This is a genomic window from Pseudomonas sp. BC42 (genome assembly GCF_021560055.1).
Taxonomy (GTDB): Bacteria; Pseudomonadota; Gammaproteobacteria; order Pseudomonadales; family Pseudomonadaceae; genus Aquipseudomonas.
Genome location: NZ_CP091067.1, coordinates 1,363,328 through 1,386,720 on the forward strand (window position 1 = coordinate 1,363,328; position 23,393 = coordinate 1,386,720).

The 23,393-nt window shown below is 64.8% G+C and carries 19 protein-coding genes; 6 read left to right on the top strand and 13 right to left on the bottom strand.

What is annotated here, in order from left to right; all coding sequences use genetic code 11:
- Position 1: 1 nt before the first annotated feature.
- The 3 genes from L1O02_RS06455 (at position 2) to tadA (ending at position 2,355) form a co-directional block, all read left to right on the top strand.
- Positions 2-292, top strand: a complete 291-nt coding sequence (locus L1O02_RS06455) for a PTS transporter subunit EIIB (protein ID WP_060840857.1) — start codon at positions 2-4, stop codon at positions 290-292.
- A 198-nt stretch (positions 293-490) separates the two neighbouring features.
- Positions 491-1,867, top strand: coding sequence for a multicopper oxidase family protein (locus L1O02_RS06460; protein WP_060840856.1), 1,377 nt, complete (start codon positions 491-493; stop codon positions 1,865-1,867).
- Positions 1,867-2,355 (top strand): tRNA adenosine(34) deaminase TadA, encoded by a 489-nt coding sequence (gene tadA / locus L1O02_RS06465; RefSeq protein WP_047305914.1) that lies wholly within the window; start codon positions 1,867-1,869, stop codon positions 2,353-2,355. Before L1O02_RS06460 ends, tadA begins: the two co-directional genes overlap by 1 nt.
- 143 nt (positions 2,356-2,498) lie before the next feature.
- On the opposite strand, the gene cmoB is transcribed toward tadA, so the two are convergent.
- From cmoB to lon, 5 genes are all read right to left on the bottom strand, one after another.
- Positions 2,499-3,455: a tRNA 5-methoxyuridine(34)/uridine 5-oxyacetic acid(34) synthase CmoB gene (gene cmoB / locus L1O02_RS06470; protein WP_060840855.1), complete on the bottom strand. Its 957-nt coding sequence runs from the start codon at positions 3,453-3,455 to the stop codon at positions 2,499-2,501.
- Positions 3,452-4,195, bottom strand: coding sequence for a carboxy-S-adenosyl-L-methionine synthase CmoA (gene cmoA / locus L1O02_RS06475; RefSeq protein WP_060840854.1), 744 nt, complete (start codon positions 4,193-4,195; stop codon positions 3,452-3,454). The genes cmoB and cmoA overlap by 4 nt, the downstream gene beginning before the upstream one ends.
- Positions 4,196-4,366: 171 nt before the next feature.
- Positions 4,367-5,002, bottom strand: coding sequence for a lysoplasmalogenase (locus L1O02_RS06480; protein WP_108545285.1), 636 nt, complete (start codon positions 5,000-5,002; stop codon positions 4,367-4,369).
- A gap of 1 nt (position 5,003) precedes the next feature.
- Positions 5,004-5,396 (bottom strand): protease inhibitor I42 family protein, encoded by a 393-nt coding sequence (locus L1O02_RS06485; RefSeq protein WP_060840852.1) that lies wholly within the window; start codon positions 5,394-5,396, stop codon positions 5,004-5,006.
- 159 nt (positions 5,397-5,555) lie between these two features.
- On the bottom strand, positions 5,556-7,976 hold the full coding sequence (gene lon / locus L1O02_RS06490; protein ID WP_060840851.1) for an endopeptidase La: 2,421 nt from the start codon (positions 7,974-7,976) through the stop codon (positions 5,556-5,558).
- A 401-nt stretch (positions 7,977-8,377) separates the two neighbouring features.
- On the opposite strand from lon, the gene L1O02_RS06495 reads away from it, so the two are divergent.
- Positions 8,378-10,720: a GGDEF domain-containing phosphodiesterase gene (locus L1O02_RS06495; protein WP_108545286.1), complete on the top strand. Its 2,343-nt coding sequence runs from the start codon at positions 8,378-8,380 to the stop codon at positions 10,718-10,720.
- Positions 10,721-10,760: 40 nt separating this feature from the next.
- On the opposite strand, the gene L1O02_RS06500 is transcribed toward L1O02_RS06495, so the two are convergent.
- Positions 10,761-11,192 (bottom strand): HEAT repeat domain-containing protein, encoded by a 432-nt coding sequence (locus L1O02_RS06500; RefSeq protein ID WP_060840849.1) that lies wholly within the window; start codon positions 11,190-11,192, stop codon positions 10,761-10,763.
- 206 nt (positions 11,193-11,398) lie between these two features.
- Positions 11,399-12,016, bottom strand: coding sequence for a response regulator transcription factor (locus L1O02_RS06505; RefSeq protein WP_060840848.1), 618 nt, complete (start codon positions 12,014-12,016; stop codon positions 11,399-11,401).
- Between the two features lie 146 nt (positions 12,017-12,162).
- Between L1O02_RS06505 and L1O02_RS06510 the strand changes: the two genes are divergently transcribed.
- Complete coding sequence (locus L1O02_RS06510; RefSeq protein ID WP_060840847.1) at positions 12,163-13,821, top strand: hybrid sensor histidine kinase/response regulator; 1,659 nt, start codon at positions 12,163-12,165, stop codon at positions 13,819-13,821.
- Here the strand turns inward: L1O02_RS06510 and L1O02_RS06515 are convergent.
- From L1O02_RS06515 to L1O02_RS06540, 6 genes are all read right to left on the bottom strand, one after another.
- Positions 13,799-14,446 (bottom strand): carboxypeptidase-like regulatory domain-containing protein, encoded by a 648-nt coding sequence (locus L1O02_RS06515; RefSeq protein WP_108545287.1) that lies wholly within the window; start codon positions 14,444-14,446, stop codon positions 13,799-13,801. The two genes, L1O02_RS06510 and L1O02_RS06515, sit on opposite strands and share 23 nt — an antisense overlap.
- Before the next feature lie 106 nt (positions 14,447-14,552).
- Positions 14,553-14,846, bottom strand: coding sequence for a hypothetical protein (locus L1O02_RS06520; RefSeq protein ID WP_047305906.1), 294 nt, complete (start codon positions 14,844-14,846; stop codon positions 14,553-14,555).
- A 229-nt stretch (positions 14,847-15,075) separates the two neighbouring features.
- Positions 15,076-15,396 carry a hypothetical protein gene (locus tag L1O02_RS06525; protein WP_108545288.1) on the bottom strand — a complete coding sequence of 107 codons (321 nt, stop codon included), beginning with the start codon at positions 15,394-15,396 and terminating at the stop codon, positions 15,076-15,078.
- 917 nt (positions 15,397-16,313) lie between these two features.
- Positions 16,314-18,734 (bottom strand): glucose/quinate/shikimate family membrane-bound PQQ-dependent dehydrogenase, encoded by a 2,421-nt coding sequence (locus tag L1O02_RS06530; RefSeq protein WP_108545290.1) that lies wholly within the window; start codon positions 18,732-18,734, stop codon positions 16,314-16,316.
- Between the two features lie 116 nt (positions 18,735-18,850).
- A complete protein-coding gene (locus L1O02_RS06535) occupies positions 18,851-20,224 on the bottom strand; it encodes a carbohydrate porin (protein WP_108545291.1) in 1,374 nt (457 codons plus the stop codon).
- Between the two features lie 223 nt (positions 20,225-20,447).
- On the bottom strand, positions 20,448-21,650 hold the full coding sequence (locus L1O02_RS06540; protein ID WP_060844490.1) for a benzoate/H(+) symporter BenE family transporter: 1,203 nt from the start codon (positions 21,648-21,650) through the stop codon (positions 20,448-20,450).
- Between the two features lie 307 nt (positions 21,651-21,957).
- Between L1O02_RS06540 and L1O02_RS06545 the strand changes: the two genes are divergently transcribed.
- The gene (locus L1O02_RS06545; RefSeq protein WP_060840839.1) at positions 21,958-23,346 is read left to right on the top strand and encodes a PLP-dependent aminotransferase family protein; all 1,389 of its coding nucleotides are present in this window, start codon (positions 21,958-21,960) and stop codon (positions 23,344-23,346) included.
- Positions 23,347-23,393: the final 47 nt, after the last annotated feature.

Genomic DNA, 23,393 nt, shown 5'->3' on the forward strand with positions numbered 1-23,393 from the left:
GATGTTCGAGAAATTGCAACGGGCGTTCTGGAAGGCCCTGACTCCAGACCTGATCCCTGATCAGCCGAAGGCCCCCCAGGCCAAGGGCAGTGTTCTGAGTGACGCGATGCTGGCGGCACTGGGTGGCAGCGCCAACATCAAGAGCCAACAACCATTGGCCCTGACCCGCCTGCGCCTGGAACTGCATGATCCGCAGTTGCTGGACAGCAGCGCCCTGCGAGTGGCGGGGGTGCCGGCAGTGATGCCCCTGGCCGGTGGTGTGGTGCATCTGCTGTTGGGATTGCAGGGCTGAGGGGCTTGTTCGCCGGCAAGCCGGCTCCTACAAGAGCAACGGGCTTGCCAGGGAGCAGGCTCCCGAAAATACCCATCGTTTCCCCGTCCCGCCTGCGTCCGGTCGCCGCGCCGGCCTTACTGTTTCTCAACTGCGGGTGTATCGTATTCGCCTTTTGCGGGCCTGGGCCCGCCGCGGATACGTGAGGTAGTTGAGTCCATGTCCTTTACCCGTCGACAAATACTCGGTGGTCTGGCCGGTCTGGTAGTGGTGGGCGTGGGAGCGGGCGGCGCCTCGCGCTACTGGCTGGGGAAAATGGCTGACGCCGAGGCGGGCCACGACTACGAGCTGATCGCCGCGCCGCTGGATGTGGAACTGGTGCCGGGGCACAAGACCGAGGCCTGGGCTTTCGGCCCATCGGCACCGGGCACCGAGCTGCGGGTGCGCCAGGGCGAGTGGCTGCGGGTGCGCTTCATCAACCACCTGCCGGTGGCCACCACCATCCACTGGCATGGCATCCGCCTGCCCCTGGAAATGGACGGCGTGCCTTACGTCTCGCAACTGCCGGTGCTGCCGGGGGAATACTTCGACTACAAGTTCCGCGTGCCGGATGCCGGCAGCTACTGGTATCACCCCCACGTCAACAGCAGCGAGGAACTGGGTCGCGGCCTGGTGGGCCCGCTGATCGTCGAGGAGCGCGAGCCTACCGGCTTCCAGTACGAACGCACCCTGAGCCTGAAAAGCTGGCACGTGGATGAAGAGGGCGCATTCACGCCCTTCAGCGTCCCGCGGGAAGCGGCGCGGGGCGGCACCGCCGGGCGCCTGTCCACCATCAACGGCGTGTCCCAGGCGGTGATCGACCTGCCGGCGGGGCAGATCACCCGGGTGCGCCTGCTCAACCTCGACAACACCCTGACCTATCGCATCAACATTCCCGACGTCGAAGCGCAGATCTACGCACTGGATGGCAACCCCATCGAGCCGCGTCCGTTGGGCAAGGAATACTGGCTGGGCCCGGGCATGCGCATCTGCCTGGCGATCAAGGCGCCGGCGGCGGGGCAGGAACTGTCCCTGCGCAACGGGCCGGTGCGCCTGGGCACCTTGCGTTCGGTGGCCAACAGCGATGCGCCGACTCAGTGGCCGCCAGCCCTGCCGGCCAACCCGGTGGCCGAGCCGGATCTCGACAATGCCGAGAAGCTCAACTTCAATTTCGAGTGGGTTGGCTCGGTCTCGGTGAACGTGGACAATGGCCAGCCGCCGAGCCTGTGGCAGATCAACGGCCAGGCCTGGGACATCACCGACAAGACCTGCGCCGACCGCCCGATTGCCACGCTGAAAAAGGGCAAGAGCTACATTTTCGAATTGAAGAACATGACTCAGTACCAACACCCGATCCACTTGCACGGCATGAGCTTCAAGGTCATCGCCTCGAACCGCAAGAAGATCACCCCCTACTTCACCGACACCTACCTGCTGGGCAAGAACGAGCGTGCCCGCGTGGCGCTGGTGGCGGATAACCCTGGGGTCTGGATGTTCCACTGCCACGTGATCGACCACATGGAAACCGGCCTGATGGCCGCCATCGAGGTGGCGTGATGCGCCAGATACGCCCGGCGCCGATCATCGACCGCAGCCGCGACCAGGACTTCATGCGCGAAGCCCTGGCCCTGGCCGCCCAGGGCGCGGCCCTGGGCGAAGTGCCGGTGGGCGCGGTGCTGGTGCTGGATGGCCAGATCATCGGCCGCGGCTACAACTGCCCGATCAGCGGCAGCGACCCCAGCGCCCACGCCGAGATGGTGGCGATCCGCGCGGCGGCCCAGGCGGTGAGCAACTATCGCCTGCCCGGCAGCACCCTGTACGTGACCCTGGAACCTTGCAGCATGTGCGCCGGCTTGATCGTCCACTCGCGCATTGCCCGCGTGGTGTACGGCGCCCTGGAACCCAAGGCCGGCATCGTGCAGAGCCAGGGTCAGTTCTTCACCCAGGGGTTTCTCAATCATCGGGTGCTGTACGAGGGCGGGGTGCTGGCCGAAGAGTGCGGCACGGTGTTGAGCGAATTCTTCAAGGCGCGCCGGGCGCGCTGAGCGCAAACCGGTTCGCGGCGTACACCAAACCGTAGGAGCCGGCTTGCCGGCGAAGAGGCCCTTGAGCCTTGCACCGCTTTGACGGGCGCCTTCGCTGGCAAGCGGAACGCCGCCCGGCCAGCTCCTACAGGGGGAAGGCGGGGTTATTTTCTGGCGACAATCACCGCGCGCATCGGCGCCGGCAGGCCTTCGATGGTCTTGCTGTGATCGTTGGGGTCGAGGAAGTCGCTCAGGGACTGGTACTTCATCCACTCGGTGCCGCGCTGCTCCTCGACGCTGGTCACGCTGACATCCACGCAGCGCACATCGCTGAACCCGGCGCGCCGCAGCCACAGCTCCAGGGCCGGCACCGAGGGCAGGAACCACACGTTGCGCATCTGCGCATAACGGTCTTCCGGCACCAGCACCTGATGTTGATCGCCTTCCACCACCAGGGTTTCCAGCACCAGTTCGCCACCCTTGACCAGGCAGTCCTTGAGCGCCAGCAGATGCTCGATGGGCGAACGCCGGTGGTAGAACACCCCCATGGAAAACACCGTGTCGAAACCTTCCAGGTTGGCCGGCAGGTCTTCGAAAGGAAACGGCAAGTGCCACACCGCAGGCTGCGACAGGTAGCGCTGCACCGCCTGGAACTGGCAGAAGAACAGCCAGTTGGGGTCCACGCCGATCACGCTGTGGGCGCCGGCGCCGAGCATGCGCCACATGTAGTAGCCATTGCCGCAGCCGACGTCGAGGATGCGTTTGCCTTCAAGGTTCAGGTGCGGGGCGACCCGCGACCATTTCCAGTCCGAGCGCCATTCGGTGTCCACGTGCACGCCGAACAGGTCGAACGGGCCCTTGCGCCAGGGTGACAGGCCCATCAGCGCGCTGCGCATCTGCGCCCGGGTGGCGTCGTCGCAGTCGGTGTCCAGGCGCAGGCCGTTGATCAGGTCGACTTCGCTGGGCTGGATGTTCGGCAATGCGTCCAGGGCGCTCTGCCAGCGTTCAAGGTCGCCATGGCCCTTTTCCATCTTGGCATCGAGCTGGGCTTGCAGACCGGCGGCCCAGGCGGCCAGGGGCGTGCCCGCCAGGCGGCGGGCGAGGGGGGACAGATCAATCATGGCAGGGCAATCAACGAGGCAAAGTTAAGACACTGGAACCACGGCACGACTTTCGAGAACCCGGCGGCCAGCAGGCGTTCGCGGTGTTCTTCGAGGCTGTCGGGCTTCATGACGTTTTCGATGGCGCTGCGCTTCTGGGCAATTTCCAGTTCGCTGTAGCCGTTGGCGCGCTTGAAGGCGATGTGCAGGTCGGTGAGCAGGGCGTGCTCCTCGGCATCGTTGAAGCGCAGCTTCTCCGAGAGGATCAGCGCGCCGCCGGGCAGCAACGACTGGCGGATGCGCCCGAGCAGGGCCAGCCGTTGCTCGGGGGCGATGAACTGCAGGGTGAAGTTCAGCGCCACCACCGACGCGGGCTGGAACTCCAGGGCCAGGATGTCGCCTTCGACCACCTGCACCGGCAGCAGCTCCTGGAACATCGAATCCTGGCCGTTGAGGTATTCCCGGCAGCGCTCGACCATGGCCGCCGAGTTGTCCACGGCGATTACCCGGCAACCGTCCGTGCGCACATGGCGGCGCAGGGCCTGGGTCACCGCGCCCAGGGACGCCCCCAGGTCGTAGAGCACGCTGTTGGGCTGGGCGAACTGCGCCGCCAGCACCCCGAGGTTCTCGACAATGGTCGGGTAGCCCGGCACCGAGCGCTTGATCATGTCCGGGAACACCCGCACCACATCCTCGTTGAAGGCGAAGTCGGGCACCTGGGCCAGGGGCTGGGCGAATAGGCGGTCGGGTTCTTTGCTCACGGCATTTCCAGCGATGGAGATAAAAAAGAGGGCGGCATTGTAGCGGCTGCCGCAGGCTGCGATAAGGCCCGCAGGGCCTTCAGCAGAGCAAGGGCGACGCAAGGTGTGGCCCTTGTCGCCGGCCAGCCGGCTCCTACAGCAAGTAGGGACCGGCTTGCCGGCGCAGGCTGATCAGCGCGGCTTCTGGCTGAACGCCGAAGCGGCGATGCCCCACTGGCCCAGCCAGTAGAAAATGATGATCAGGTAGGGCGCGGCATCGAAGGCCAGCACGAAGCGGCTGATACCGATCAGGCCGTCGGAGAAGGCGAAGCTCAGGGCCCCCGCGGCCGCCAGCGCCGCCGAGCGTTTGGGCACCGCTGAGCCGAGGCGTGCCAGGGCGCGCCAGAGCATGGCGCTGATGGTCAGGGCGTAGACGATCACCGGGATCAGCAGCGGGCCCAGGCCGTGGGCGATCAGAATGCTCAACAGCCCCGCGCCGATGGCCAGTGCCACCGCCAGTGGCAGCAGCGCCGGGCGCCGGCAATCGCTGAGGTAAGCCTTGAGGTAGGCCAGGTGGGCCACCAGGAAGGCCCCGAGGCCGAACACGAACAGGTCCGAAGGCCAGGCCAGCAGCACGTCACCCAGCACCGAGAACAGCAGGCCGAGGATGATCCAGCGGCGGTAGTCCCCGGACGGCGCATCATGCAGCCAGCCCAGCAGGGCCAGCACCGGCAGCGGCTTGACCAGCAGGCAGAGCAGCGTGGCATGCACGCTGACCCCGTAGATGAAAGTGGCGGCGCCCATCAGCGCGAGGATCAGCCAGCCCATGTCAGTTGACCGTGATCGAGCAGTCGAAGGCTTTCACCGGGGCCTCTTCCGGGGCCCAGGGTTGCTGGTAGGTCAGCAACAGCCGGCCCTGGCCCGTGGCGAAGGCCTGGAAGCGCCAGGTCGACTGCCCGCCGCTGCCCACCAGGCCGGTGTCCTCGGGGTTGCTGTAGACCTCGGGGCTGACCTTGCGCAGGATGCCGCCGGCCGAATCCTGGATCGCCCAGCGATAGCCGGTGGTGGGGTTGCTCGGCAGGGTCAGGGTCAGGGTTTGCCCGTTGTGCAGTTGCAGTGGGCATTGGTTCTGGTTTTCCACGCTGACGTTTTGCTTGGGCTGGCTGGCGCAAGCGCTCAGCAGGGCGAGACTGAACAAGGCAAGAAGGCGGTGTGCAGGCATGGGTCAGGAAGCTCCGATCATTCGTGACGAACGGCGAGCATAACTGAAGATGATGGGCGGTGTGGGGCAGGGATGGAGGTTGGCGGTTATGGCCTGTTCGCCGGCACGCCGGCTCCTACAAGGGATAACCCGTAGGAGCCGGCGTGCCGGCGAAGGGATTTAGAACAGGACCTTGGCCACGTCGGCAAAACGCTTGGCGAAGTGCACGGTGAGGCCTTCCTTGAGGTAGTCCGGCAACTCCTCGAAATGCCCGCGGTTGGGCTCCGGCAGGATCAGCTCGTGGATCTTCTGGCGCCGCGCGGCAATGACTTTTTCACGGACCCCGCCAATCGGCAGCACATGCCCGGTGAGGGTCAGTTCACCAGTCATGGCCACGCCTTTTTTCGGCGGCTGGTTGCGCGCCAGGGACAGCAGGGCGCTGGCCATGGTCACCCCGGCGCTCGGGCCATCCTTGGGCGTGGCGCCTTCCGGTACGTGCAGGTGGACGAAGGCTTCGTCGAAGAACTTGCTGTCGCCGCCGAACTGCTTGAGGTGCGAGCTGACGTAGCTGTAGGCGATTTCCGCCGACTCCTTCATCACGTCCCCCAATTGCCCGGTGAGCTTGAAACCGCGGTTGTGGGTGTGGATCCGCGTGGCCTCGATCGGCAGGGTGGCGCCGCCCATGCTGGTCCAGGCCAGGCCGGTGATGACCCCGGTGCCGCTCAGGACCTGCTCGTTGCGGAACACCGGCATGCCCAGGGAGGCTTCCAGGTCCTTGGGGCCGATCTTGATCGTGGCGTCCGGCTGGTCCAGCAGTTTGACCACCGCCTTGCGCACCAGCTTGCCCAGCTGTTTCTCCAGCTGGCGCACCCCGGCTTCCCGGGCGTAGCCGTCGATCACCGTGCGCAGGGCGCTGTCGCTGATGCTCAGGCTGGTCTTGGCCACGCCGGCCTTTTCCAGCTGCTTGGGCCACAGGTGGCGCTTGGCGATGGCGAGTTTTTCTTCGGTGATGTAGCCCGACAGGCGAATCACTTCCATACGGTCGAGCAGCGGGCCGGGAATCGAATCCAGGGTGTTGGCGGTGCACACGAACAGCACCTTGGACAGGTCCATGCGCAGGTCCAGGTAATGGTCGAGGAAGTCGACGTTCTGCTCCGGATCGAGGGTTTCGAGGAGCGCCGAGGCCGGGTCGCCCTGGTAGCTCTGGCCCATCTTGTCGATCTCGTCGAGCATGATCACCGGGTTCATCACCTCCACTTCCTTGAGGGCCTGCACCAGCTTGCCCGGCTGGGCGCCGATGTAGGTGCGGCGGTGGCCCTTGATCTCGGCTTCGTCGCGCATGCCGCCGACACTGAAGCGATAGAACGGCCGCCCCAGGGATTCGGCAATGGACTTGCCGACGCTGGTCTTGCCCACGCCCGGCGGACCCACCAGCAGCACGATGGAGCCGCTGATCTCGCCCTTGTAGGCGCCCACCGCGAGGAATTCGAGAATGCGGTTCTTGATGTCGTCGAGGCCGGCGTGGTGCTGGTCCAGCACTTTGCGCGCGTGCTTGAGGTCGAGCTTGTCCTCGCCGTAGACGCCCCAGGGTACGGCGGTGGCCCATTCCAGGTAGTTGCGGGTCACGGCGTATTCCGGCGAGCCGGTTTCGAGGATCGACAGCTTGTTCATTTCCTCGGCGATGCGTTTCTGCGCCTGGGCCGGCAGCACCTTGCCGCTCAGCCGCTGCTCGAACTGCTCCAGGTCGGCGCTGCGGTCGTCCTTGGTCAGCCCCAGCTCCTGCTGGATCACCTTGAGCTGTTCCTTGAGGAAGAACTCACGCTGGTGCTCGCCGATCTTGCGATTGACCTCGGCGGAAATCTCCTTCTGCAGGCGCGCCACTTCGACTTCCTTGCGCAGCATCGGCAGGACTTTTTCCATGCGCTTGAGCATGGGCACGCAGTCCAGCACCTCCTGCAACTCGTTGCCGGTGGCAGAGGTCAGGGCGGCGGCGAAGTCGGTCAGGGGCGACGGGTCGTTGGGGCTGAAGCGGTTGAGGTAGTTCTTCAGCTCTTCGCTGTACAGCGGATTGAGCGGCAGCAGCTCCTTGATCGCATTGATCAGCGCCATGCCGTAGGCCTTGACCTCATCTGTGGGTTCGCTGGGCTGGTGCGGGTATTCGACTTCCACCAGGTACGGTGGCCGATGGTGCTTGAGCCAGGTGCGGATGCGTACCCGGGTCAGGCCCTGGGCGACAAATTGCAGCTTGCCGTTCTCGCGGCTGGCGTGATGGACCTTGACCAGGGTGCCGTACTCCGGCAGCGCCGACGTATTGAAATGCCGCGGATCCTCGGCAGGCGTGTCCATGTAGAACAGGGCAAGGGAGTGGTGCTCGGACTGGCTCACCAGTTCCAGGGTTTCGGCCCAGGGTTCGTCGTTGACAATCACCGGCAGCACTTGGGCCGGGAAGAACGGCCGATTGTGGATCGGGATGATGTAGACCTTGTCCGGCAGGCTCTGTCCGGGCAGGGCCAGGCCGGTGCCGTGGGCACTCGATTGTTCGGTATTTTCCGGATCGACGTAGTCGCGGGGATCTTCGGGGAATTCTTGCTGGTCGCTCATGGAGGCTCCTGCGCGATGGGCTATGCAAGTTAGATGGGGCAGGTCATGACGGGTTTCAATGGGAAACAGGTTTCAGCTTTTTTCCGGCCGGGGAAAACCCCGCCGAAGGCCTCGTTCAGCCGTACCGAGGAGGAACCGATGGCGCACTTGCACACTTTGACGGAGATTGATTGTCAATAAAATGACTGTGTAATCACCGATTTTATTGCGTGATCTTCTGCAATTTGAGGATTAATCTGAACGGCCGGAATGCCGGGGCGATACTGGCATTTATTTGACGCACGCATTCAGCTTTTCAGAGGGATGGGTATGAAGAATGGACTTTTCAGTGCTCGGCGGTCGTCGTCCGCAGCGCCAGGTTTCCGGCCCGAGGGGCGATCAAATCTGCTGGGCACGACCTTATGAGGTGGCGCCGAACCTTTCAGGCAAGGATTGTCGGGGTGCTGGCGCTGTTGCTGTTGGTGCTGATCGGCGCGGTGTATTTCGCAGTCAAGACCGCGACCACCCAAGCGGTGGAAAAGCAGGCGCAGCAGCAATTGAAAATCGGCACCCGAGTCTTCGAGCGTCTGTTGGATCTGCGGGGGCGCACTCTGCAATACGGGGTCGACTGGCTGGTGGTGGACTCGGAGTTCCGCCGGGCCGTGCTCAGTGGCAAACCGGTGGATATTCTTGCGGCACTGGCCCAGCACCGGGGCGGTATCCGTTCCAGCGAGATGTTCGTGCTCAGTCCCGAAGGCCGGGTCATCGCCAGTACCTTGCCGGCGGTGGCCCGGGACCGGCCCTTCCCCTATGACCAGGCCCTGCGCCGAGCCTGGCGCCACGACACCCACATGCTGTTCGTCGCGATCCAAGGCCGCCCCTACCTGTTGGTGCAAGGGCAAGTGCAGGCTTCGTCGCCCCTGGCCCGGGTGGTCATGGGGTTTCCCATGGACGAGCTGTTCGCCCGGGAGCTGCGCTCCATGAGCAACCTGGAAGTTTCGTTCCTGACCGTCGACGCCCAACGCCCCGGCGAGCTGTTCAGCACCCAGCCCGAATTCTTCTGGTCACCCATCATCAACGCCCTGGGCGATCCGCTGTGGCAGTCCCTGCCGCCGTTGAGCGAAGCCCATGGCCAGCGCTTTCTCAACCAGGCCCTGCAACTGGCCAATACCGGGGACCCCGGCGATCCGCGGGTCATGGTCCTGCTGCAAAGCCCCCTGGAGCAGGCCCTGCAGGCCTTCGCGCCACTGGATCGGGAATTTTTGTGGATCGCCCTGGTGGCCCTGGTGATTTCCCTGGTCTGTGCGCTGTTGATGGCCCGGCGGGTTTCGCGGCCCCTGGAAGACCTGGCCGAAGCGGCCCGGCGCATCGGCGCCGGCAATTATCAGGCGGCGGTGGCCATCAAGCGCAGCGATGAATTCGGGGTCCTGGCCGATGCCTTCAACGCCATGCAGAGCGCCATTGCCACCCGTGAGCGGCAACTGGCCCACAATGCCCTGCACGATCCCCTGACCGGTCTGCCCAATCGGACCCTGGCCATCGAACGCCTGGGCCAGGCCATCGCCGCCCGGCGCAAGGTGGTGCTGCTGTACCTGGGCATCGACAATTACCGGGCGATCCATGAGGGCTTCGGCAGTGAAGGGCTGGAGCTGATGATGGGCGAGCTCAGCCGACGGCTGCGGGAAGTGCTGGCCCAGGGCGATACGGCCGCGCGGATCAACGCCAGCGAATTTCTGCTGCTACTGGAGAACTCCGAACTCGATGGCGCCATTGCCGTGGCCGATCGCCTCCACGAGCTGTTGAGCCGGCCGCAACTGATCCATGGCGACGAGGTTCGGCGGCAGATCTGCATGGGCATGGCGGTGTACCCCGCCGACGGCCAGTCCGCCGAGGAATTGATCAGCCGCGCGGCCATCGCGCGCCACGACGCCTCGCTCAATCCCGGCTACCTGCAGGTCTATCAGCAGGACCGTGACTTGGCCCACCAGCGGCAGATCAGCCTGATCCGCGATTTGCGCCGTGCCGCGGCCGAAGGCGAGCTGTTCCTGCTGTATCAGCCCAAGCTCGATCGGCACCGGGATGATTGGCACCAGGCCGAAGCCCTGCTGCGTTGGCAGCATCCGGTGTTCGGCGTGGTGTCGCCGGCGGAGTTCATTCCCCTGGCCGAGCGGACCGGCAGCATGCACAGCCTGACGTCCTGGGTCATCGAGGCCTGCATCGGCCAACTGGCCGAGTGGAACCGCCGGGCCTTGCCGGTGCGCCTGTCGTTGAACATTTCTGCCAGTGACCTGGAGGACGACGGCCTGGAGGTCCGGGTCCGCGAATGCCTGGAGCGCTACCAGGTGGCGGCCGAGCAATTGGTCTTCGAAATCACCGAGAGCGCCATCATGCGCAATCCGCAGCAGGCCCTGGCCGTGCTGCAGCGCTTGCGTGGCTGCGGCATCAGCCTGTCGGTGGACGATTTCGGCACCGGCTATTCATCCCTGGCGCAGTTGCAGCGTCTGCCGGTGCAGGAGCTGAAGATCGACCAGTCCTTTATCCGCAACCTGAACGAAACCAGCGGTGATGCGGTGATCGTGCGCTCGACCATTGAAATGAGCCACAAGCTGGGGCTCAAGGTGGTGGCCGAAGGGGTGGAGTTCGAGCATTGCCTGAGGCTGCTGGAAAGCTGGGGCTGCGACACGCTGCAGGGTTACCTGATCAGCCGGCCCCTGGCCACCGAGGCCTTCGAGCGCTGGGTGTCGAGGTCGCGGGTGTCCAGCTGAGGGCGTTGGATGCCGGCCGCGGCCGGCATCCGGGGAGGGATCAGAGGCGGGCCGATTCGGCCTTGTTCAGCAGGCTGTGCAGCTCCGGTTCGATGTCTTCGGCGCAGAGGTTGTCCATGACCTCCTGGATGCAGGGCGCGTAGCGCTGTTCGATGGCGGCTTCGGCCCAGTCCAGCTCATAGATCGCCATGATCCGTACATCCAGGTAGGGCGAGTCTGCCAGCAGACGTTTCAACAGGGCGATGGCCGGTGGGGTGCGCAACTCGCCCAGGGATACCGCGCAGCGTTGCTGCCAGTATTCGGGCCGTGACAGCAGCGTCTCGCCGAGTCGTTGCCATTGCGTCGGGGTAAAGGCGCCTAGCACGCCCTTGGCCACCTGCTCGGTGGTGTATTCGTTCCAGTTGGCGGCTTCCGAGTCGCCGAACCAGTGCTGTAACCGGTCAAACAATTCATCACGTTTATCCGTATTCATGATGTCTTTCTCCTGCTTAGGGCGGCGGCGCCAGCACGCTGTTCCTGGCCTGCCACCCAATGCCATGGTGTTTATTCAGGCGTGCCAGGACCGATGCTGCCTGATTTACGCAGGGCTTCCCAGCATTAAAGGGACTACCGGGACCAATGACCGCGCTCGCCGCCGGGCAGCGCTTGGCCCGCCGCAGCCCCTGCCCAGGTCGCGGTTTACCAGGCGCCGGCGAATTTCACCGCGGCCGCGGCGCGCGAGGGCACCTTGAGGGTGTGCAGCAGGGACGACACATGGATGCGCACGGTGAACGGCGAGATCTCCAGTTCCCGGGCGATTTCCTTGTTGGTCTTGCCCTGGGCAATCAGCCGCAGGACTTCCTGTTGCCGGGTGGTCAGCTGGCTCACTTCGGCACCGGCATCCAGGGGCAGCAGCAGGCCGGAAGGCGCGTACTTGACCACCACTTCGCCTTCGCGGATGGCCTGGATCGCCTGGCCGATTTCCTCCGGGCTGATGCTCTTGCCGATGAAACCGTCGGCCCCGGCGGCCATGACCTCGCCGATCAGGTCCTGGTTGTCGACCATCGACACCACGATGATCGAGGTCCGCGGCAGTTGGCGGCGCAGGTCGGCAATCAGGCTCACCGAGGTCAGGCCGGGAAAGCGCAGGTCGAGAATCAGCGAGTCCGGCTCCTCGCCGGCCTGGGCCAGGGCCAGCACCGCGGCCAGGTCGCCGGCCTCTTCGAGCACGGCGTCGGGCAGCAGGCGCTGGAGGGTGCGCAGCATGCCTTCGCGAAACAGCGGGTGGTCGTCGGCGACGATAATCCGGCAGGTCATGTCGTGAAACTCCTTGAAACATCCAGTCCTGCGCCCATGCTAACTTGACGCGCGGCGTTATAACGGGCCGCTGGTCGTGTTCGAAACGCGGTTTGGCCGAGCGGCAAAAGACCACGGCCACACAGATTGCACAAGGAGGTGATCGCATGAACGTTGAGAAGGACAGCGAACTCGACCAGGCCACCCTGCGGATTATCGTGTCCGGTTGCGCCCTGGTCTGGTTTGCCGTGATCGGCTTTCTGCCGGGGCAGCAGGTCGACCCTTATGTGCCGGTGATGATCTACATTGCCCTGTTCATGCTGGGTTCGATCATCCTGCGCATGGCCATCGCCCGCTGGCCCGGGCACTACCCGGCGCGGCGCATCCTGGGCATGGTCTACGACTACACCGGCACCTGTTACGGCCTGGTGGTGGGCGGCGAGGGGGCGCTGCCGATCTACGCGGTGATGGTCTGGGTCAACCTGGGCAATGGCATGCGTTTCGGTTCGCGCTACCTGGCGATTGCCACGGTGCTGGCGCAGGTCGCGCTGTTCATGGTCTACCTGCTGACCCCCTATTGGCAGGCCCAGCCCTACATGGTGCTGATGCTGATGATCACCAGCACGGTGATTCCGGTGTACGCCCATATCCTGCTCAAGCGCACCCGCCTGGCGTCCGAAGAGGCGATTGCCGCCAACCTGGAAAAGTCCCGCTTCCTGGCCCAGGCCAGCCATGACCTGCGCCAGCCGATCCACTCCATCGGTCTGTTCACCGCCTGCCTGCGCGAAGCCAACCTGGGGATGGATGAGCGGCGGCTGGTGGACAACATCGACCGTTCGCTGCTCAACGTTTCGCAGCTGTTCCGTTCGATCCTCGACCTCTACACCCTGGACAACGGGCGGGTGCAGCCCAAGTACGACACCGTGCACCTGGGCGAGCTGCTGCGCGACCTGGTACGCCAGAACACCGAAGCCGCGCGCTGGGCCGGTGTCGAGCTGCGGTTGCGGCCTTGCGCCCATTGGGTGCGAGTCGATCCGGGGTTGTTGGCGACCATGGTGCAGAACGTGCTGTCCAACTGCTTCAAGTACGCCGCCGAACGGCCGGTGCTGATTGGCGTGCGCCGGCGCGGCGCAGGCCTGGCCATTGTCATTTATGACCAGGGCCGGGGGATTGCCGAGGAACATCTGCCGAAAATCTTCGATGAGTTCTACCGGGTCCGCCAATTGCGCGACAAGGACGTCGAAGGCGTCGGCCTGGGTCTGTCCATCGTCAAGCGCCTGGGGCAGTTGACCGGCCTGCAGGTGACGCTCCGCTCGCGGGTCGATCACGGCACCACGGTCAGCCTGCATGGCTTGTCACCGGCCGCGCCACAGCGCTTGCACGGCCGTGACGAGGCGCTGCAGAGCGGCTTGCTGACCGGGTTGCGGGTCTGTCTGGTGGAAGATGACCGCAACGTCCTGCTGGCCACCTCGGCGCTGCTGGAACGCTGGGGTTGCGTGGTCCAGGCCGAGTCGAGCGGGGAAGATTTGCTGACCGACTGCGACATCATCGTCGCCGACTACGACCTGGGCACCCGGGCCTCGGGCATCGAATGCATCGACAGCATCCGCCGACAGCGCGGCTGGGAGGTGCCGGCGCTGATCATCACCGGGCACGACATCGAGAAAATCCACGCGGCCCTGCACGACCGCAACATCGCCATCCTCTCCAAGCCGGTGCGCCCGGTGGAACTGCGGGGCACCTTGCGCGCCCTGCGCGAAACGCCGCTGGCGTCGGCCCGCAGCGCTTCGGCGACAGAGGTGGTTACCAGGTCCGGCACGGGATAAGCAGGGGGTAGTTGGTCATGGTCAGCTTCTTGTTCTCGCCGCTGGCCACTTCGACGAAGTCATCCAGCATCCCTGAGTACGAAGAGATCGAACTGCGCTCGGTGTAGTAGTGGGTGGTCACCGGCCCGTAGTTGGTGTTGCTCTGGCCGGTGCCCACGTACTCGTTCCAGCGGCTGGTGCCGTACACCATGTCCTGGCCCTGGACGAAGTAGCGGCCCGGTTGCAGCCCGGTGAACTGGAAGATGCCGTTGCCGTCGGTACGGGTCACCCGGTGCACGGCCAGGGCCTCGGGGACCATGCTCACCGGGGCGCCTTCGGGCTGGGACGCGCGCAACTTGTGCCAGGCCTGCAAGTGCGGGGTGACCGGGTAGAGATAGATCTTGACGTCGCGGCTGTCCTCGATGCCGTCGTTGCCGACGATGCAGAACTTGCCGGTGAGCGTGGCGCTGCCGGGCTGCAGGGCGGCGCGCGCGGCCTGGGTGTCGAAGGGCACGTCGGGGTACTGCACGCTGGGAATCTTCACCGGCGGGTATTCGGCCAGGGTTCGCCCTTGGCGCGGCGCACAGGCCATCAAGGTACAGGCGAGCAGGGCCAGGCCTGTCACCATGAAGAGACGGGGTTTCATCAACTTGGGACCTTTTCAGGAGGGAGCGGTGCTCGCCCGACGCTGTCCCGCTGCTACACCGGGGCAGCCCGTCGTGGCGAACCAGGTTGGCCTTGGGGCTAGCGCTTTATTGCTTGCTGCACTCGGCCGGCAGCGCTACCGCTCCGCCCATGGTGGCGAAGGCGACCATGCCGCCGCTGGGCAATACGCAGTTGTATTCGCCGGCGCTGGTACTGGCGGTGAAGTAGGTCTGGGACGCGTCGCTGCGCACGTTGGAAACCGTGGAAACCGGCTTGCCGAGGGTAATTTGCGCGCGGTTCTTGAGGTCGTCGTTGCTCGGTTTGGCGATGGCGCAACCGCCCAGGGCAAGGGCCAGGGCGCTGAGCAGGGCGAGGGGACGAAGGCTGGACTGGAGTTTCATGATGGCTCTTCCTTGGTGTTGTTGTGTTTTCAACGGCGCAGCCGCTCCCGACACCGCAGAACGGCGGTGTTGGGGGTGATCGGGTGGTTGCCCGGCACTATATCCCCGGGCTGGGGGAGGGTCGATTAGCACAAATGGGCTAATGTCGCTTTGCAATTACGGGGCGCTGGGGGAGGCGCACAGGGCCGCCGGATGGGACCGGCGAAGTGTTGCCGGTCCCGGATCAAGCTCAGGTGAGCAGTTGTTCCTGCAGGCGCCGGCCGAGCACGTCCAGCAGGTCGCAGCCGTCGCGCAGGGGGATGACGCAGAGTTGGGCGAAGTCCTGGAGCAGGGCCGGGTTGCTCTGCAGGTTGTCGTGACTGGCGATGTTTTCCAGCAATTGGGTGGCCGCGCGGATGCGGTGGGCGGCGGCCTCGTGGAGCGCGTCCAGCGGGGCCTGGGTGTCCACCAGCAGGGCGGGGATGTTGTAGTCGTTGCTGGTCAATGGCATGTGACGAGAGTTGGGCTCCGTCGCAGTGGTGTCAGATTTGTTGGGTTTGACCTTTTTCATTTGATCGAGCTCCGGGTAGGCATGAGAGCTGCCAACGGCCTTCCTACGGGCTTGGGTGGCAGCCGCGCGCGGGGTAGGAATACCGAATACCCTTGGACTCGGCCACGCCGAAGCGTGCCCGCGCACGGCCGCCGCGGCTGATCTTACGGATGCGACAGATGCTCCGCAATCAGACGGGCGCTTATGCGCCAAGGGTTATCGAAGGGTTCCTACGCCCTGTCACTGAATTTGCAGTGACCCCCAGACCTTAAGGGCTGAACCTTTGAGGGACAAGGTGATGCAATTGGACGCGAGTTGTAGGAATTTTCGGTGGGCGCGATTTGTGGCGAGGGAGCTTGCTCCCGCTGGGGCGCGCAGCGCCCCCAAAAATGGGACTGCTACGCCCTGGAGCGCCGGCCGGTCCTACGGGAGCAAGCTCCCTCGCCACAGTAGAGGCCTCAAGCCTGGGTTGCGGTTTTTTGGGGGTACATATCCGTTGCTGCGGCTGTGGCCACTGGCGGTTTCGCTCTTACAGCGACTCACTTTTGAAAAGCGCAAAAGTAAGCAAAACGCTCCTGCCCCCGCATCCGGCGCCTCGCCTAGGCTCGGCGTTCCCTCGTTCCGGCATTGCTCCGGGGGCACGCCGCCACAGGCCATCCATGGCCTGGGGCGGCTAGCTCGGCATCCATGCCGAGCTGCCCCCTACGCAATGCCTACACTCGGCCTCCTGAAGGGGCAGGAAAATCAAGATCAAAAGCCAAAGCCAAAGCCAAAGCCAAAGCCAAAACAAAAAAAGCCTGATGATTGGAGCTTGAGGCTTGAGGCTTGAGGCTTGAGGCTTGAGGCTTGAGGCTTGAGGCTTGAGGCTTGAGGCTTGCCGATAAAAAAGGGGCGGCTACCCCCAGGTAGCCGCCCCTTTCTAACACTGGCAGTGGTGCTTATTCCGCCAGTTTGTAGGCAATGATGTAGTCGCCCATCTTGGTGCCCAGGGAGCCGTGGCCGCCCACCACCACCAGGACGTACTGCTTGCCGTCCTTGCCGGTGTAGCTCATCGGCGTGGCCTGGCCGCCCGCTGGCAGGCGGGATTTCCACAGTTCCTTGCCGTTTTTCACGTCATAGGCGCGGATGTACTGGTCCAGGGTGCCGCTGAGGAAGCCCACGCCACCGCCGGTGACCATGGAGCCGCCCATGCTCGGTACGCCGATTGGCAGGCCGATCGGGATCGGCGAGCTGTCGCGGCTGGTGCCGTTCTTGTGCTTCCACACCACCTTGTTGGTGGTCAGGTCGATACCGGCCACGTAGCCCCAGGCCGGTGCCTGGCAAGGTACGCCCAGAGGCGACATGAACGGGTGCATGATCACCGCGTAAGGCGCGCCAGTGTTGGGTTGCACGCCCGAGGTTTCGCTTTCGCGCTTGCTGCCGGCGGCGACTTCGGCACGCGGCACCAGCTTGGAAACGAAGGCCATGTAGTTCGGGCTGGTGAACAGCAGTTGACGGACCGGGTCCAGCGACACGCTGCCCCAGTTGAACACGCCGACGTTACCCGGGTAGATCAGGCTGCCCTGCACCGACGGCGGGGTGTACTGACCTTCATAGCGCAGTTCCTTGAACTGGATGCGGCACAGCATCTGGTCGAACGGCGTGGCGCCCCACATGGCTTTCTCGTCCAGTGGCGGTGGCAGCAGGTTCAGGTCCGAGCGGGCCTGGGTCGGGGCGGTGTGGTCGCCTTCGACCGCGCCGGTCGGGGCCGGGATTTCCTGGATCGGTACGATCGGGGTGCCGTCGCGACGGTCCAGCACGTACAGGCTGCCTTGCTTGGTCGGCTGGATCAGCGCCGGCTTGACGCCGTTCGCGGTCTTCATGTCGAGCAGGGTCGGCTGGCTGCCCACGTCCATGTCCCACAGGTCGTGGTGGGTGAACTGGTAGTTCCAGCGCAGCTTGCCGGTGTCGATGTCCAGGGCCACGGTGCCGGCGCTGAATTTCTCGGCGCCTGCGGTGCGGTTACCGCCCCATTGGTCAGGCATCTGGTTGCCCAGTGGCAGGTAGACCATGCCCAGCTTCTCGTCGACGCTGGCCAGGGACCACATGTTCGGCGAGTTGCGGGTGTAGGTCTTGCCTTCCGGCAGGGGAGCGGTTTCGTCGGGGTTACCCGAATCCCAGTTCCACACCAGGTGACCGTCGTGCGCGTCGAAGGCGCGAATCACGCCGGACGGTTCGTTGGTCGATTCGTTGTCGGTGACGTGGCCGCCGATGATCACCAGGTTGCGGGTGATGGCTGCCGGCGAGGTGGAGTAGTAGCCACCCGGGGTGAACGGGCCGATACCGGCCTTGAGGTCCACGGCGCCCTTGTTGCCGAAGTCTTCACAGACCTTGCCGGTGTCGGCGTTGATGGCGATCAGGCGCGCATCGGCGGTGGGCAGGAACAGGCGGCGCGGGCAGCTGGCGGCGATGGCCTGGCCCGCGGGGGACAGGGTGGCCGGCTGGCTGATGGCGTCGGAGTTCTTGTAGTTGGCTTCGTCGTAGTACGACACGCCACGGCAGGTCATGTGCGCCCAGCCACGGAAGTCGTCGCCGTTGGGGCCTTGGATCTGCGGGTCGAAGCGCCAGATTTCCTTGCCGGTGTCCGGGTCCAGGGCCAGCACCTTGCTGTGGGCGGTGCAGGCATAGAGCATGCCGTTGACCTTCAGCGGGGTGTTCTGGTTGGTGATTTCCACTGGGTCCTTGGCGGTCGGCATGTCGCCGGTGCGGATGCGCCAGGCTTCCTGCAGCTTGCCGATGTTGCCCGGGGTGATCTGCTTCAGCGGCGAGTAGCGGTCGCCGAACTCGGTGCGGCCGTAGGCTTGCCATTCACCCTCGGGCATGGCCGGGGCGGTGCTGGTCATGTTGGCGCTGTCGCGACCCAGGTCGCCGGAGATTTCACCAGGGTGGGTGAACTGGCTGCCAATGGCGGCGCCACCGGCCAGGACCACGGCCACGCTCAGGGCCGCGGTGCCCATCGGTGCCGGGCCATCGCGCAGCAGCGGACGGCGGAACCAGGGCAGCAGCAGGACCACGCCGAGGGCGAACCACAGCGACAGGCGTGGCACCAGTTGCCACCAGTCCAGGCCGATTTCCCACAGCGACCAGACGGTGCTGGCGAACAGCACCAGGGCGTACAGACCCAGTGCCGCGCGTTTGCCGGCCAGCAACAGCAGGCCGGTCAGCGTCAGGCCGATACCGGCCAGGACGTAGTACAGCGAGCCGCCGAGCATGCTCAGCTTGATCCCCCCGGCCAGCAAGGCCAGGCCCATTAGCAGCAGCAAGATCCCGAGCAGGCTTGGCAGCCAGCGGCTCGGACTTGAAGCACCCTCAGTGCTCATAGTGTGGTTCTCCGTGACGTTAAGAGTGGACCCGCGCTTGTTCACTGTAGATGACGATCAGGCGCGGGCTTGGTTCAGCTGAAAACTGTGAATGACGTTGTTGGGTACCAGGGGCCTTAGAACGAACTCTGGATCTTGATCCCGCCGATCAGGGCGTCGTCGACCTGGCTCACGCCACCGGGATGGCGGATGTATTGCAGGTTGGGGCGCACGGTCAGCCAGTTGGCCAGGTGCACGCCGTAGTACAGCTCGGCGCTGTACTCGGTGTCCTGCGGCGGCAGGTAGCCGGGGTTGTCGTAGTCGTAGATCGCGCGGGCCTGGTTGCTGGCCTGGGCGTTCTTGCGGTACGCCGGGTTGACGTGGACTCGGGCCAGGGCAAAGCCGATGTCGTCCTTGGCGCGGGCATCGAACAGGCCCTTGTAGACCAGACCGGCCTGGACGTAGTTGTCGATGGCGTTGGTCTTCTTGTCATGGGCGGTGACGTTGGCGAACAGGCTCAGGCCGCGGGAATGGTCGCTGGCGACGCTGGTGACTTGCTGTTGCGCGCCGAACCACAGGCCGTGCTTGCTTGAGCTGCTGCGGTAGGCTTCGCCGCTCAGGGCCGCGCTCTGGCCGTTGCTGTCCTTGTACACGTCGCTGGCCTTGGCGCTGCTGTAGTAGTAGCCGGCGCGGTACTCGCCGGCCAGGCCGTTGAGCTTGGGCGTCCACACCAGTTCCACCGGCAACAGGGTGCCCTGGGTGCCGCTGCCGCTGAGCTTGAAGCCGTTGTCGCGGTCCAGGTTCGATGGGTTCTGCTCATAGGCGCCGATCTGCGCGTAGACCTCGGGCGTTAGGTGGTATTTGACCCGCAGCGCCCACTGGCTGACCGGCCAGTTGTACCAGACGCTGCCGGCCCAGTTGCCCACCTGGGAGCCGCAGAACGCCAGGTTCTGGAAGTCGCAGGGGAAGCTGTTGAAGTCTTCGCCCTGGCCGAAGCGACCGGCCTTGATGTCGAGCTTCTGGTCGAAGAATTTCTGCTGGTACCACATCTGCGTCAGGCGCCAGGTCTGGCCGCGGCCCCAGACTTCCTGGGCCGAGGTGAAGCCGCCGACCCGTGGGTCGTTGATCCGGTCGTTGCTGATGTTGTCGCCGTCGCGCTTGGTCACCGTCAGTTGGAACTCGGCGTCATCCCAGCCGAGGATCTTCTGCAGGTCCAGGTGGCTGCCGAAGGCGAACTGGTCGCTGTAGCGCGCGGTGCGGTCGTGGTCGTAGCCACCGTGCAGGTTCGACCCCATCTCGCCGACGTAGTCGACCTTGAAGTCGTAGCCCTTGTTCGCCAGTTCCGTGCGTGTGCCGTTCCAGTCGCCCAGCATCCAGGGCGAGTCGCTGTCGAAGGCCGGGGCGGCCTGGGCGCAGGCGGCGAACCCCAGGGCGCCGAGCAGGCTCAGGGTCTTGGGCAGGGCAACGGGAGTCAGGACAGCGCTGTCTTTTAAGCGCTGAAAAACGGGCATAGGCATTCGAGTCAGGTCTTTTTCTAGGAATAGGCAGAAGCAAGGGCAGGCTGCGTGGCTTTGATCGCGATGGATCAAGGTGGCATGCCGCTGATTTCAAAAGGAAAGATGAAGCGTTTCAGCTTCAGGGTGCGAAGGATAAAGCGCCGTCTCCTGGAGAGAAAGCGCTTTTATTGACATGAACCCTTTCGGATTCGGTAACAGTGGCCGGGGCCGGGCAGGTTCAGCGCGGCGCGGTGGCCGCGGCGAGGGCGTGTTTCTGCCGGGTGTAGCTCAAGACGAAGTGCGCCACCAGGCCGAAGATCAGCCCCCAGAACGCCGCCGCCAGGCCGAGGAAACTCATGCCCGAGGCGGTGACCAGGAAGGTGATCAGCGCTGCTTCACGTTGCTTCTCGTCGGCCATGGCGCCGCTGAGCCCGGCGCTGATGGCACCGAACAGGGCCAGGCCGGCCAGGGCCGCGATCAGTTCCTTGGGCAGGGCGGCGAACACCGAGGCCAGGGTCGCGCCGAAAATCCCCATGAGGATGTAGAACAGGCCGCAGGCGATCCCGGCGATGTAGCGCTTGTTCGGGTCTTCGTGGGCTTCGCGGCCGGTGCAGATGGCGGCGGTGATGGCGGCGAGGTTGATGCCGTGGGAGCCGAAGGGCGCCAGCAGCGCCGACGTGATGGCGGTCCAGGACACGATCGAGCGCGCCGGGGTGGTGTAGCCGGCGCTGCGCATCACCGCCATGCCCGGCACGTATTGCCCGGTCAGGGTCACCAGGGCCAGGGGCAGGCCGATGTTGACGATGGCGTGCCAGTTCCACTCGGGGGCGATGAAGATCGGTTCGGCCAGGGCCAGGGTGATGGAGCCGCCGTTGAACTCGCCAAGGCCGGCGGCCACGGCGCAGCCCACCAGCAGCACCGCGAGAATCGCGTAGCGTGGCGAGAAGCGTTTGCCCAGCAGATAGGCGGCGATCATTGCCAGCACCAGGGCCGGTTGCAGGGTCACCGAAGTGAACAGCCCGGCGCCGAAGCGGAACAGGATGCCCGCCAGCATGGCCGCGGCAATGGCCTTGGGCAGGCGGCTCATGAGCTTGTCGAAGGCCCCGGACAGGCCGAGCACGGCGATGATCAACGAGGCCACGACATAGGCGCCGATGGCCTGGGGCAGCGATACCGTGGGCAGCATCGATACCAGCAGCGCTGCGCCGGGAGTGGACCAGGCGGTGATCACCGGCACTTTCAGGCGCCAGCTCAGCAGCAGGCCGGTGAGGCCGCTGCCGATGGAGATGGCCCAGATCCAGGACGACACCTGGTCACTGGGCATATGGGCTTCGCGGGCGGCCTGGAACACGATGATCAAGGGGCCGGCGTAGGAAATGATCACGGCGATCAGGCCGGCGATCACGGCGGAGAGGGACAGGTCCTTGCTGAGACTGTGCATGGCATCTCGACTGGGCATGGGGTGGAAGAAGTTGAGTCGATTGAGTTGGCGCGGGTCGAGTGTATTTCAATGAATTGAATCGATTCAATTGTTTCTCGATGTGGGCACGGCAAAATCGTTGGTGATTGGCAGTCAAGTTACTGATTTATAGAATTTTATAGGGTTTTCAAAAAATTGTTGGGCGAATCTAGGTCAGCTGTTTGGCCTATGGATCGAATCAATTTGTCAAATGAGTCGATGTTAAGGTCGATGCACGGCTGTGATATGCTCCGGTCCACCTCAACGCAGCCGATGGTCATCAGCCTTCATGTGGGTTCCCCAGTTAAGCGAGTTCAATCAGCCGGTCTACCTGTCCATTGCCGATGCCCTGGCGCGGGATATCGGCAGCGGTCTGTTGAATGACGGTGATCGTCTGCCGACCCTGCGCGAGCTGGCGGTGACCCTGAATGTCACCCCCGGCACCATCAGCCGCGCCTACAGCGAAGCCCAGCGGCGCGGGCTGGTGCAGGGGGAAGTCGGGCGTGGCACCTACGTGCTGGCGCAGCCGCCGCTGGCGTTGCCCGAAGGTTCCAGCGCGCCGTCGCTGTCCCTGGGCCAGTCCGACGTCCTGGACCTGTCGATCATCAAGCCCTATAGCGAAACCCTGGAGTACTGGTTGCGCGGCGCCCTGGTGGGCATGGCCCACAGCAGCGACTTCGGCCGCGCCCTGGACTACGCCCCCGACGGTGGCCATCCGGCCCATCGCGAAGCCGGTGCCCAGTGGTTGCGCCACTCCCTGTCCGAAGTCCATTGGCAACAGGTGGTGCTGACGGCCGGGGCCCAGCACGGCCTGACGGTGGCCATCAGCGCCTTGAGCAACGCCGGTGACCTGCTGCTTTGCGAGTCGTTGACCTACCCGGGCATCATCTCCGTGGCCCATGGCCTGGAGCGGCGCCTGAGGGGCGTGGCGATGGACGAGGAGGGGATGCTGCCCGAGGCCCTGCGCGAGCAGTGCCTGCGGGAAAAACCGACATTGCTGGTGTGCGTCGCCAGTTGTCAGAACCCCACCACGGCGATCATGTCGCCCCGGCGCCGGGCGCAGATCGCGGCGATTGCCGAAGAGTTCGACTTTCTGATCATCGACGACGATATCTACGGCTTTCTTGCCACCGATCCGTCGATCAAGCCGCTTTCCAGCTATGCGCCGCAGCGTTCGGTGTACCTCACCAGCCTGTCCAAGGCGATCATGCCGGCGTTGCGCGTGGGTTACCTCTACAGCCCGCCCAAGCTGCTGTCGCGCCTGAGCTCGATGGTTCGCAGCAGTGTGTGGATGCCGTCGCCCCTGACCGCGCAATTGGCCAGCAACGTGATTGTCGAGGGGTTGGATCGCAAGCTGGTGCAGACCCAGCGCAGCGAAGCGGCAGTGCGCCAGGCGATTGCCCGGGAGGTGTTTGCCGGTCTGCAGATCCAGACCCAGCCCCACAGCTATCACCTGTGGCTGACGTTGCCGGAGCCGTGGAGCGCTGATGAGTTCGCCACCCTGGCCCGGGCCAATGGGGTACTGGTGATGAGCGGCAGCCAATTCCAGGTGGAACGCGGCGTCAGCTCCCGTTGTGTGCGGGTGGTGCTGATGTCGCCCACCACCCGGGACGAGTTGCGTTTTGCCCTGACTCAGCTGGCCAGCCTGATCGAGGCGGACCCGCGCCGTTATCGCTAAGCCCTTTGCCGGCAAGCCGGCTCCTGCACCGATCGGTAGGAGCCGGC